This is a genomic window from Shewanella sp. SM55 (genome assembly GCF_025654025.1).
Lineage (GTDB): Bacteria > Pseudomonadota > Gammaproteobacteria > Enterobacterales > Shewanellaceae > Shewanella > Shewanella oncorhynchi.
Genome location: NZ_JAKKRS010000002.1, coordinates 414,798 through 427,137, shown reverse-complemented (window position 1 = coordinate 427,137; position 12,340 = coordinate 414,798). Strand labels below are relative to the sequence as shown.

Here is a 12,340-nt window from a genome sequence, read left to right as displayed (position 1 = left end):
GATTACGACTCAAACTGTGTTTCAAGATGGTTTAACCACTGGGCGGGTTGGCCATAAAAGCGGTTGATATTAATGGCGGTGATGTTGCCGTCATCATCCTCTATAGCCATTGAAGGAAAGCCTTGGGCACCCATCAGATTCAGTAATGCTCTAGATTCAACAATATGCTCATATAGCTTGTCTTCACCTTGGGCATAATGTTGCGCAAAGCCTATAGGGTCGAGCCCAAGTTCAGCGGCTAACCTTGCAAGATTACCTTCATCACTGGCGCTGTGACCATCACGGTAATGGGCCAGTTGTACTGAGTGTAGATAGGCCAAACTGTCGCCACCCATAGCATCGACTGCGAGCATGGCTTTAATCGGAGGCGCCGAGTCGAGTACGATTGTGGTATCGCGCAGCAGACCATCAAAATAGTTTTCCCCAAAAGGTTGTCCGGTTAGCTCGGCAATACGCAGATCGTGGGGCATAACATAATCGCGCCAGTTAGCATCGATTTGTTTACGTCTTGGGCCCGTGAGCATACCGCCGCCGTGGAGCTTAATGGTAAAGCCTGCTTTTGCGGCGGCATCGAGTAAAGGCGCTGCGGCATAACACCAACCACATAAAGGGTCGATAATGGCGTGCAGAGTGCGCTCTTTGGCCGTTGCTGTGCTGCTGGTTGTGCTAGTTGGATGGGTTGTTGGCTGAGTCATAGTTAAACCTTTTGGCTTAAGTTCGTCGCGACATTAGCGACTTAAGCCCTTTGAGAACATCGATTAAAATAGTTAGGTTGGTACCGTTATTTAGCTAAAAATGGCACGCAATCGCTCACGTGCCTGTCTTTAACTATTTGCACTTAAATGCTTGTATCTAATCGCCGAGATAGATATGGCTGGGCTTACATAGGCCAGGTCATTTCACCCATGTAAACTTTGGCGCTGATCTCAAGTCCTGCATCAGCTGGCATTTGTGGGTATAGTGCCAGCATCTTTTGGATTAATTCGGCTGAATCTTTCGAGGCTTTTGCCGCGATTTCAAAGGCTTTTACATATTCACGGGTAAAATCGATGGCGTGGGTATTAAATCGCGCTTCGCCTAAATAGTGCCCTGGGATCACTGTGGTCGGCAGCAGTTTTTCCATTGCATCTAAATGGGTTAACCATTCCTGACGCTCAGAGGCAGTTTGAGTGTCAGCCATCCAAACATGCGTTTTATCAAATACTTCCACGCCACCTGTAATAGTTTTTGCCGATGGCACCCACAGGAAAGTGTGTTTAGGGTGTTTATCATTAAAACCTTTGATAATCACTTGCTCGCCGTCGATAGTAAAAGTGTCACTGTGAATCGCCTTAGGTAACACTAATTCGCTTGGCGCATTATCTTTTAAAATCGGCCCCCAGTAGGCGAGTTTGCCTTCCATTGAGGCTTTAATAGCATCGACAGTGGTTTGAGTCGCGACGATTTGTGCATCGGGGAAATTCTTTTTAATCACGGCTAAGCCGAAATAGAAATCAGGATCGCTATGGCTGATATACACCTGAGTCAGCTTTTTACCGCTGGCCTTAATGGTGTCGACCAATTTTTGGGCATCGTTATTTTGAAATTGTGCATCGACTAGCATCATTTCGTGTTCGCCGCTGATAAAGCTCGATGACACGGCAAAGATGCTGTTTTCGCCCGGATTAAAATGACTCACTTGTAATGGCGCAGCATTGACCGCGCTAAGTCCCGCCAGCAACAAGGTGGCGGCTAGGCTGATTTTAGACGAGGCCTTCAATGTGGCGTTAACTGTGTTACGTATTGCATAGGTCGATGTGTTCATTTGGGGCTCACTTATAGTCACAGGGTGAAAGAGTAAAAGGTTCGATTTAGCATTCATTGATTTGCAGCTGCTGCAAAAGTGAGTTAAGTATAGGTTGCAATAATCAATAGATAAATGCGAGTATCTGCCCATGTTTGTTGCATTAATCGGACGAATAGCTGCGTGTACTATTGCATTCTTAATTACTAGTTACTTAGTTATGTGGGTACGCGAGTATGTCATTGAGCCTTCGAATGATTGAAAGTGAGTGATTGAACGAGAGTGGAGATAAATCATGGACAGACTCGAAGCGGCTAAGGTGTTTGTGACTATTGTTGAACGCGGCAGCATGATCAGCGCCGCCAATGCCTTAGATATGTCGCGTTCTATGGTGACCCGTTACTTGAGCGAAATGGAAGAATGGTCTGGTGCTAGGTTGTTGCATCGCTCGACGCGTAGCCTCAGCTTAACGCCAGCGGGTGAGCAAGTGCTGGACTATTGCCATCGGCTGCTCGAACTGGCTAACGAAGTGCCGGCGGTCAGTCATGCCGCTGTGGCGATTCCGCGAGGCTTATTGCGTATTAGCTGCTCCCAGTTTTTGGCGCATCAGATTTTAGCGCCCGTGGTACAGCAATATTTAGCCAGTTATCCGCAGGCGAGCGTGAATTTCCACGTGAGCAGCCAAACCGTCGATTTAGTCGCCGAGCGTATTGATCTGGCTATTCGCATCACCAATGAACTCGATCCCAATCTTATCGCTAGGCGCTTAGGGGAGTGTGAGTCTGTGGTGTGCGCCGCACCGAGTTATCTTGCCGCGCGCGCCGCCGTGCTGCATCCCGAGGATTTAACTCAGCATAACTGTTTAACCTATTCTTATTTTGGCGATGTGATGTGGCGCTTTTATAAAACCGATGTAGGGGCGAAACAGGCTCAAGCGCTGAACTCCGATCCTAAGTCAAACCAAGGTCAAGTATTTAACGTGCCTGTGAATGGTAATTTCAGCGCCAATGATTCTATGGTGGTGCTCAATGCCACGCTGGCTGGTGAGGGAATTGCTATGCAGCCAGTTTGGGCGGCGAAACCCTATTTAGACTCGGGTCAGCTAGTGCCTTTATTAACTGAGTTTAAACCTCAGTCCCTCGGTGTGTATGGCGTGTATCAATCCCGCAAACACATGCAACCTGCACTTAGGGTGATGATGGACATGCTGGTGGCCTACTTTGCCAGCTTGAATTGAAATAGTGTCAGTTTGAAATAGCACCTTTGAAATAGCGCCAAAGTCTACGGCACTCATAGCGTAACTGAATGCCATAAAAAAGGAGCTTAACCCTTTCGAGCTAAACTCCTCAGATTTACACTTGTCTAGATTCTAGATTCTAGATTCTAGATTTACTTTATCATGCGCTTGTATTTCAAGCGGTGTGGCTCAACCACATCGGCGCCATAGGTGTTTTTCAACCATGCCGAGTATTCTGTGTAGTTACCTTCGTAGAAGTTCACTTGGCCTTCGTCACGGTAATCCAGAATGTGGGTCGCGATACGGTCGAGGAACCAACGGTCATGCGAAATCACCATAGCGCAACCGGGGAATTCCAGAATCGCTTCTTCCAGTGCGCGCAGGGTTTCAACGTCTAAATCGTTGGTGGGTTCGTCGAGGAGTAATACGTTACCGCCCGCTTGCAGCAGTTTGGCTAAATGCACGCGGTTACGTTCACCACCAGATAAAGTACCGATGACTTTTTGCTGATCGCCACCACGGAAATTGAAGCGGCCTACATAGGCACGGCTCGGGATTTCCATGTTGTTGATACGCATGATGTCTTGACCACCGGAGATTTCTTCCCAAATGGTGTTCTTATCATTCATCGAATCGCGGAACTGCTCAACCGAGGCCAGTTGCACTGTATCACCCAGCTCAATGCTGCCGCTGTCTGGCTTTTCAGCGCCGGATAACATGCGGAACAGGGTCGATTTACCCGCGCCGTTGGCACCGATAATGCCGACGATCGCGCCCTTAGGCACAGAGAACGACAGGTTGTCGATCAATACGCGGTCACCGTAAGATTTGGTCAGGTTATTCACTTCAATAACCTTGTCACCTAAACGTGGTCCTGGCGGAATAAACAGCTCGTTGGTTTCGTTACGTTTTTGGTAATCGTTAGTGTTCAGTTCTTCAAAGCGTGCCATACGGGCTTTGCCTTTAGACTGGCGGCCTTTCGCGCCTTGACGTACCCATTCCAATTCTTTGGCAATGGTCTTTTGGCGAGCGCTTTCGGTAGCCGATTCTTGCTTTAGACGGGCATCTTTCTGCTCAAGCCATGAAGAATAGTTACCTTCCCACGGAATACCTTCACCGCGGTCGAGTTCTAAAATCCAGCCAGCGGCATTGTCGAGGAAGTACCTGTCATGGGTAATCGCGACCACAGTACCAGCATATTCCTGCAGGAAGTGCTCAAGCCAAGCCACAGATTCAGCATCCAAGTGGTTGGTTGGTTCGTCCAGTAACAGCATTTCTGGTTTTTCAAGCAGCAAGCGACAAATCGCCACGCGGCGACGTTCACCACCGGATAATACTTCGATTTTCTCATCCCAATCTGGCAGACGCAGGGCGTTGGCGGCGCGCTCAAGGACGTACTCTAAGTTATGGGCATCTTGGGCTTGAATAATGGCTTCGAGTTCGCCTTGCTCTTTTGCAAGGGCGTCGAAATCGGCATCCGGCTCGGCGTAGGCTGCGTAAACGGCATCGAGGCGAGTCAGGGCATTTTTTGCCTCTGCTACCGCTTCTTCAATCGCTTCACGTACGGTTTGATTCGGATCGAGTTTAGGTTCCTGCGGCAGGTAACCGATTTTCAATCCCGGCATTGGGCGCGCTTCGCCTTCAATTTCGGTGTCGATACCCGCCATAATGCGCAGTAGTGTCGACTTACCTGAACCGTTGAGGCCGAGTACGCCAATTTTGGCGCCGGGGAAAAAGCTTAAAGAAATATCTTTAAGGATCTGCTTCTTAGGCGGAACAATTTTACCCACCCGCAGCATGCTGTAAACAAACTGAGCCATTTTTCTCTATCTTAAGTGACTAATGATGCGGCTAATTCTACTCGATTGCGCGCCGAACTCAACTCGACAATGAGCCAAGTTCAAGCACTCTCTGCAGGAATTTCATGTTTCAAATACTGGGATTGTGACCGCGTTCCGAGTAGAATACCGCGCAACCCTACCTATAAGAATTGGCAGCTGGAGTAAGCAATGCTGAAAAAAGATATGAATATCGCAGATTATGATCCGGAACTGTTTAACGCAATTCAGAATGAAACTCTGCGTCAAGAAGAGCATATTGAGCTGATTGCTTCTGAAAACTACACCAGTCCACGCGTGATGGAAGCGCAAGGTTCACAGTTAACCAATAAGTACGCTGAAGGCTATCCAGGCAAGCGTTACTATGGTGGTTGTGAGTATGTGGACGTAGTTGAAACCTTAGCGATTGAACGTGCGAAAGAACTGTTTGGCGCAACTTACGCTAACGTACAACCTCATTCAGGTTCACAGGCAAACAGCGCGGTTTACATGGCATTGTTAAAACCTGGCGATACCGTACTGGGCATGAACTTAGCCCACGGTGGTCACTTGACCCACGGTTCACCGGTTAACTTCTCTGGCAAACTGTACAACATCATTCCTTATGGTATCGACGAGTCTGGCAAAATTGACTATGACGAGATGGAGCGTATTGCCTTAGAACATAAGCCTAAGATGATGATCGGCGGTTTCTCTGCCTATTCAGGTATCGTTGATTGGGCAAAAATGCGTGAAATCGCAGACAAAATCGGTGCTTATTTATTTGTCGACATGGCGCACGTTGCCGGTCTTATTGCTGCGGGCGTTTATCCAAACCCAGTACCACACGCGCACGTTGTGACATCTACGACCCACAAAACCTTAGCGGGTCCCCGTGGTGGCGTGATCCTATCTGCTGCTGACGATGAAGACTTGTACAAAAAGTTGAACTCTGCGGTATTCCCAGGCGGTCAAGGTGGCCCATTGATGCACGTTATCGCAGGTAAAGCGGTTGCGTTCAAAGAAGCCCTAGAGCCAGAATTTAAAGTGTACCAACAGCAAGTGGTTAATAACGCTAAAGCTATGGTTGAAGTGTTCCTTGAGCGCGGTTACAAAATCGTCTCTGGCGGAACCAGCAACCACTTAATGCTAGTTGACCTGATTGGTCGTGACTTAACGGGTAAAGAAGCCGATGCCGCTTTAGGTAGCGCTAACATTACTGTGAACAAAAACTCAGTGCCAAATGACCCACGTTCACCCTTTGTGACCTCAGGTGTGCGTATCGGTACGCCAGCCATTACGCGTCGCGGCTTTAAAGAAGCGGAATCGAAAGAGCTGACGGGCTGGATTTGTGACATCCTTGATGATGCGAACAATCCTGCTGTGATTGAACGTGTGAAAGGCCAAGTATTGGCACTTTGCGCACGTTTCCCTGTTTACGGCTAATTTGCCTATGCATCTACGCTTAGTAGATGAAGGGCCGAGATTGACCGCCGACAGACTTGATACTTATCACATCAGGTATTTAGCATCAGGCACTTAACATCAGGTATTTAGCATCAGGCACTTAACATCAGGTATTTAGCATCAGGCACTTAACATTAGGTTGTTAAGCTCAGGTAGTTAACCTCAGCCCATAAATAGGATAAAATCTCATGGCCGCATCTCGCGGCCATTTTTATTGGTAAAATCTTAGGTTTAAATCCATTGCGTTTGACTGAGATTTAACAGGTAAAGCCATTAACGCTTTACCACCATTCACTGGCAGGAGGCTCAATGCATTGTCCATTTTGTAGCGCGACAGATACTAAAGTCATCGATTCCCGATTAGTGGCAGAAGGCCACCAAGTGCGCCGTCGCCGAGAATGCACCGAATGTCATGAAAGATTTACCACCTTCGAAGGCGCCGAATTAGTTATGCCTAGGGTGATTAAGCGCGATGGTTCACGCCAACCCTTTGATGAAGAAAAACTCCAAGGTGGCATGTTGCGCGCCGTTGAAAAACGCCCCGTATCTATGGATGAAATAGAGCAAGCACTCAGCAAAATCAAGTCTACTCTGCGCGCCACTGGCGAGCGGGAAGTGCCGTCAGAAATGGTGGGTAACTTAATGATGGAGCAATTGATGAGCCTAGATAAAGTCGCCTACATTCGTTTCGCTTCTGTGTACCGCGCCTTTGAAGACGTGTCTGAATTTGGCGAAGCCATCGCCAAGCTGCAAAAGTAGTCATTGAGTTTTGTCGCCGACAAGGCAGACGTGTACGAGCGATTGGCGTGAAAGCACAAATTTAAAAGACAGGTTTGTAAGACTGGTGAAAGCCGAAACCTTTAACAACAGGGTTGAACATGAGCTTGAACATAAGTTGGTCCGTACTCGATACCCAAATGATGAGCCGCGCGATTCAATTGGCGCGCAAAGGCTTTTACACCACAAGACCCAATCCCTGTGTGGGCTGCGTTATCGTTAAAGATAATCAAATCATCGGTGAAGGTTATCATCAAAAAGCGGGTGAACCCCACGCCGAAGTGCATGCGCTACGTATGGCTGGCGAACGCGCCCGCGGCGCAACGGCCTATGTCACTTTAGAGCCCTGCAGCCATTATGGCCGCACGCCGCCCTGCGCCTTGGCGCTGATCAATATTGGCGTTAAACGTGTAGTAGTGGCGGTGGAAGATCCTAATCCGCAAGTAGGTGGTCGTGGCATTCAAATGCTGCGCGACGCCGGCATTGAAGTGGATGTGGGATTACATCGCGATGAAGCCTATGCCTTGAATTTAGGCTTTATGAAGCGTATGGAATCAGGTTTACCCAGAGTCACTGTCAAATTGGCTGCGAGTCTTGATGGTAAAACCGCGCTGTCTAACGGTGTGTCTAAATGGATAACTAGTCCAGAATCTCGCCGCGACGTGCAGCGATTACGTTTACGTTCTTGTGCACTGGTCACGGGAATTGAAACCATACTGGCGGACGATCCCTCACTCAATGTGCGTTATCAGGAACTTGGCAGCTTAAAAGACAGTGTAACCGAGGCGCAATTACTGCAGCCATTAAGAGTCATACTCGATAGTCACGCCCGTTTGCCGTTATCTGCTGCATGTTTGGCTATTGTATCGCCGATACTCTTGGTCTCGACCGTGGCTTATCCCGCAGAGTTTCAAGCACAATTGCCCTCCCATGTGAGTTGCCTCCTGTTACCTGCAATTGAAGGTCGCGTCTCATTGCCTGAACTATTAAGCTATTTAGGCCAAAGCTGTAATCACGTGTTGGTGGAAGCGGGTGCAACCTTAGCGGGCGCATTTTTAGCAGAGGGGCTGGCCGATGAGTTAGTGCTATATCAAGCGATGAAAATCCTCGGTGGGCATGGGCGTAATTTGCTGCAATTGCCCGATTATCAAACCATGGCACACATTCCTGCACTCACTTTGGTCGATGAGCGCAAATTAGGGCCAGATACCCGTTTAACCTTGAGCGTTAAGCTTGATACCTCTTTATCTAAATCGAATTGGAGCAAGATAACCGTTTAACCTTGAGTCTTATGCCTTATTACTTCTTTATTTAATTAAGTGAGTTAACCATGTTTACTGGGATTATTGAAGCCGTTGGCACCCTGCGCAAACTGGAGCGTAAAGGCGATGATATTCGCCTTACCGTCGCGAGCGGCAAACTGGATTTAACCGATGTGCGTTTAGGCGACAGTATTGCCACCAATGGCGTATGCTTAACGGTTGTGCAGCAACTAGCCGACGGTTATGTGGCTGATGTTTCAGCCGAAACAGTGAGTCTAACCGGGTTTGCCAACTATAAAGTGGGCACTAAGGTGAATCTTGAAAAGGCCGTTACTCCCACCACGCGTTTAGGTGGCCATATGGTCAGCGGCCATGTGGACGGTATTGCAACGGTTGAGCAACGCTTAGTGCGTGGGCAAGCCATCGAGTTTTGGTTAGCCGCACCCGCAGAGCTTGGGCGTTACATAGCCCACAAAGGTTCCATTACCATTGACGGCGTGAGTCTGACGGTGAACGAAGTGGACGGCAGTCGATTCCGCTTGACCATAGTGCCCCATACCGCAGGTGAAACCACCTTAATCGACCTGCAAGCGGGCGATAAGGTGAATATCGAAGTAGATTTAATCGCCCGTTATCTTGAACGCTTGATGAATTATGATGGCAAGGACAGCAAGAGCGGTGGCGTCACCATGGAAATGTTAGCCCGTGCCGGCTTTGTGCGTTAGTGCACAGGAGCAGATTATTTAACTTAAGCTTATCGGCAGCTTAGGTTATTTAGGTATAGAATTTCATAATAACAGCAAAATCATAAGGTCCTACAATGGCGCTGCACAGTATAGAAGAGATCATCGAAGATATTCGTCAAGGCAAAATGGTTATTTTGATGGATGACGAAGACAGAGAAAACGAAGGTGATTTGATCATGGCGGCCGAAATGGTCACGCCAGAAGCGATTAACTTTATGGCGAAATATGGCCGTGGGCTGATTTGCCAGACCATGACTAAAGCCCGTTGCCAGCAGTTAAACTTGCCTTTAATGGTGACGAATAATAACGCCCAGTTCTCGACTAACTTTACGGTTTCTATTGAAGCGGCGGAAGGTGTGACTACCGGTATTTCGGCCCACGATCGCGCTGTAACGGTGAAAGCGGCTGTGGCTAAAGAGGCTAAAGCGTCTGATTTAGTGCAACCAGGGCATATCTTCCCGTTAATGGCACAGGACGGCGGCGTATTAACCCGCGCAGGCCACACTGAAGCTGGCTGTGATTTAGCCCGTCTTGCGGGACTTGAGCCATCGGGCGTTATCGTTGAAATTTTGAACGAAGACGGCACTATGGCACGTCGCCCAGATTTGGAGATTTTCTCCGAGTTGCATGGCATCAAAATCGGCACTATCGCGGCTTTAATCGAGTATCGCAACACCAAAGAAACCACGGTTGTGCGTGAAGCTAAATGCAAATTACCGACCCGTTTCGGTGAGTTCGACATGGTGACCTTCAGAGACACTATCGACAATCAACTGCACTTTGCCTTAGTCAAAGGTGAGGTGAAAGAAGATTGTTTGGTGCGCGTGCATTTGCAAAATACCTTCAACGATTTACTCCACTCAGAGCGCGATCAGCAACGCAGCTGGCCACTCGAAAAGGCGATGGAGCGTATTTCTGCAGAAGGTGGTGTATTGGTTTTACTCGGTAATCAAGAACATCCCTGTGAAATCCTTTCTAAGGTGAAAGCCTTTGAAGCTGAAGATCAAGGCCAAGCGCCTGCTTCTGCAAAATGGCAGGGGACGTCGCGCCGTGTGGGTGTGGGTTCGCAAATTCTCGCCAGCCTTGGTGTGACTAAGATGCGCCTGCTCAGCTCGCCTAAACGCTACCACTCACTTTCAGGCTTTGGCCTTGAAGTGACTGAGTATGTGGCGGACTGAAACCCAAAGTTACACTGAAGTAAAATTAACAATTTCTGATAATTTGCATAGGGCTCTGGGCAATTGGCTGTGATATCATGTCGCCACTTTTCGCCCCGAGCTGGGTGCTTTAGCTAAATTAGGTAAGATAATGAACGTAGTTCAAGGTAATATCGAAGCGAAAAATGCCAAAGTTGCGATTGTAATTTCGCGTTTCAACAGCTTTTTAGTTGAGAGCTTGCTTGAAGGTGCACTTGACACGCTGAAACGTTTTGGCCAAGTCAGCGACGACAATATCACTGTTGTCCGTGTACCAGGTGCGGTTGAGTTGCCGCTAGCTGCGCGTCGCGTAGCTGCCAGTGGTAAATTCGACGGTATTATCGCATTAGGTGCGGTGATCCGTGGTGGTACTCCTCATTTTGATTTTGTTGCAGGCGAATGTAATAAAGGTCTAGCTCAAGTTGCTTTAGAATTTGATCTGCCTGTTGCTTTCGGTGTTTTGACCACTGATACCATTGAACAAGCGATTGAACGTTCAGGTACCAAAGCGGGTAACAAAGGCGGCGAAGCTGCTCTAAGCCTGCTTGAAATGGTCAATGTTCTGCAAGAACTTGAACAACAGTTGTTATAGTAGGAAAAATAATGAAGCCTTCTGAGCGCCGCAAGGCCCGCCGTTTAGCCGTTCAAGCCATTTATTCATGGCAACTAAGCGGGAATAATATTGCCGATGTCGAGCATGAGTTTTTAACTGAACAAAGTCTCGACGGTGTTGATGTAGCTTATTTTCGTGAGCTATTTTCAGGCGTTGCAACGAAGAAAACCCAATTGGATGAGCTGATCATCCCGCATCTGGAACGCCCGATTGATGAAGTGTCTCCAGTAGAGAAAGCCATAGTTCGTTTAGCGACCTATGAGCTGACTTTCCGTAAAGATGTGCCATATAAGGTCGCGATTAACGAAGCGATTGAGTTGGCAAAAGCTTTCGGTGCGGACGAGAGTCATAAGTTTGTGAACGGACTGCTCGACAAACTGGTTGCACGCAAGTAATAAAGACAAACGGTATCTTAGGATACCGTTTTTCATTGCTAACAAAGGTGGCCGATGTAAGTCGTGCCAAACTGTACAGTGAAAGAATTCCAATTAATTGAATGTTATTTTAGCAACCGCGGCCCCACTCGCCGTGATGTGAAGCTTGGCATCGGTGACGATTGCGCTTTAGTGCAACCTGCAGAAAACAAGTCGATTGCTATCTCCTGTGACACCTTAGTCGAAAATGTCCATTTCTTCCCCGATATGCCTCCCGCTGCCTTAGGTTACAAAGCTTTAGCGGTAAATTTATCTGATCTGGCTGCCATGGGCGCTGAACCCGCGTGGATGACGCTTGCCTTGACGCTACCCGAAGTCGATGAAACTTGGCTCAGTGGTTTTAGCGAAGGTTTATTTGAAGCGGCCGATTACTATGGCATCGCCTTAATTGGCGGCGATACGACTCGTGGCCCACGGGCGATTAATATCACAGTGCACGGCCAAGTCCCACAGGGTAAGGCACTCACTCGTCATGGTGCTAAAGCGGGTGATTGGATTTATGTCACGGGCACGCTCGGAGATTCGGCCTTAGGTCTGGATATCATTCGAGGCGCGCAACAGGCTAGAGCCGAGCATAAAGAATTCCTGATTAATCGCCATTATCGTCCAACACCAAGAGTTTTAGCGGGCCAAGCTTTGCGTTCGCTTGCCTCCAGTGCTATCGACCTTTCCGACGGGTTTATCTCGGATATCGGTCATGTGCTTAAGGCTTCGGCAGTCGGTGCTGTGGTGGACGTTAATTGCATCCCGCTTTCACGCGCGATGCAAGATACCGTCAGCGAGGAGCATGCCTTAGGTTATGCGCTAACTGGGGGCGAAGATTATGAACTGCTGTTCACCGTTCCTGAGGCGCAAAAAGGCGCGCTTGAGACGGCATTAAGCCATGCAGGAGCAAAGTTTGTTCGCGTAGGACAAATTTGTGCAGGCAGTAAGCTCAAGTTGCAACTCAATGGTGAGCCGTTTACGCCGCCGTATCACGGTTTCGAGCATTTTTAAGCGAAGAGCATG

At 48.4% G+C, this 12,340-nt stretch carries 12 protein-coding genes; 9 read left to right on the top strand and 3 right to left on the bottom strand.

Features of this window, described 5'->3' with window-relative positions:
• Positions 1-2: 2 nt before the first annotated feature.
• Both L5L91_RS05190 and L5L91_RS05185 read right to left on the bottom strand, forming a co-directional pair.
• The gene (locus L5L91_RS05190; RefSeq protein ID WP_263235815.1) at positions 3-695 is read right to left on the bottom strand and encodes a DsbA family protein; all 693 of its coding nucleotides are present in this window, start codon (positions 693-695) and stop codon (positions 3-5) included.
• Positions 696-880: 185 nt separating this feature from the next.
• Positions 881-1,804, bottom strand: coding sequence for an MBL fold metallo-hydrolase (locus L5L91_RS05185; protein WP_263235814.1), 924 nt, complete (start codon positions 1,802-1,804; stop codon positions 881-883).
• A gap of 274 nt (positions 1,805-2,078) precedes the next feature.
• Between L5L91_RS05185 and L5L91_RS05180 the strand changes: the two genes are divergently transcribed.
• Positions 2,079-3,020, top strand: a complete 942-nt coding sequence (locus L5L91_RS05180; protein WP_263235812.1) for a LysR family transcriptional regulator — start codon at positions 2,079-2,081, stop codon at positions 3,018-3,020.
• Positions 3,021-3,172: 152 nt separating this feature from the next.
• Here L5L91_RS05180 and ettA read toward each other — a convergent pair whose 3' ends face one another.
• Positions 3,173-4,840 (bottom strand): energy-dependent translational throttle protein EttA, encoded by a 1,668-nt coding sequence (ettA, locus tag L5L91_RS05175; protein WP_028761391.1) that lies wholly within the window; start codon positions 4,838-4,840, stop codon positions 3,173-3,175.
• Positions 4,841-5,029: 189 nt separating this feature from the next.
• Between ettA and glyA the strand changes: the two genes are divergently transcribed.
• The 8 genes from glyA (at position 5,030) to thiL (ending at position 12,328) form a co-directional block, all read left to right on the top strand.
• Entirely contained in the window at positions 5,030-6,283 is a 1,254-nt protein-coding gene (gene glyA, locus L5L91_RS05170) for a serine hydroxymethyltransferase (RefSeq protein WP_126492529.1), read from the top strand.
• Between the two features lie 330 nt (positions 6,284-6,613).
• Complete coding sequence (nrdR, locus tag L5L91_RS05165) at positions 6,614-7,063, top strand: transcriptional regulator NrdR (RefSeq protein ID WP_006082643.1); 450 nt, start codon at positions 6,614-6,616, stop codon at positions 7,061-7,063.
• Positions 7,064-7,182: 119 nt separating this feature from the next.
• The gene (gene ribD, locus L5L91_RS05160; RefSeq protein WP_263235811.1) at positions 7,183-8,361 is read left to right on the top strand and encodes a bifunctional diaminohydroxyphosphoribosylaminopyrimidine deaminase/5-amino-6-(5-phosphoribosylamino)uracil reductase RibD; all 1,179 of its coding nucleotides are present in this window, start codon (positions 7,183-7,185) and stop codon (positions 8,359-8,361) included.
• Positions 8,362-8,411: 50 nt separating this feature from the next.
• Positions 8,412-9,068 carry a riboflavin synthase gene (locus L5L91_RS05155; protein ID WP_011919711.1) on the top strand — a complete coding sequence of 219 codons (657 nt, stop codon included), beginning with the start codon at positions 8,412-8,414 and terminating at the stop codon, positions 9,066-9,068.
• 95 nt (positions 9,069-9,163) lie between these two features.
• The gene (ribBA, locus tag L5L91_RS05150; protein WP_028761388.1) at positions 9,164-10,267 is read left to right on the top strand and encodes a bifunctional 3,4-dihydroxy-2-butanone-4-phosphate synthase/GTP cyclohydrolase II; all 1,104 of its coding nucleotides are present in this window, start codon (positions 9,164-9,166) and stop codon (positions 10,265-10,267) included.
• Between the two features lie 130 nt (positions 10,268-10,397).
• Positions 10,398-10,877: a 6,7-dimethyl-8-ribityllumazine synthase gene (gene ribE / locus L5L91_RS05145; RefSeq protein WP_006082639.1), complete on the top strand. Its 480-nt coding sequence runs from the start codon at positions 10,398-10,400 to the stop codon at positions 10,875-10,877.
• Between the two features lie 11 nt (positions 10,878-10,888).
• Positions 10,889-11,293, top strand: coding sequence for a transcription antitermination factor NusB (gene nusB / locus L5L91_RS05140; protein ID WP_006082638.1), 405 nt, complete (start codon positions 10,889-10,891; stop codon positions 11,291-11,293).
• 78 nt (positions 11,294-11,371) lie between these two features.
• Positions 11,372-12,328: a thiamine-phosphate kinase gene (gene thiL / locus L5L91_RS05135; protein WP_037392620.1), complete on the top strand. Its 957-nt coding sequence runs from the start codon at positions 11,372-11,374 to the stop codon at positions 12,326-12,328.
• Positions 12,329-12,340 lie beyond the last annotated feature (12 nt).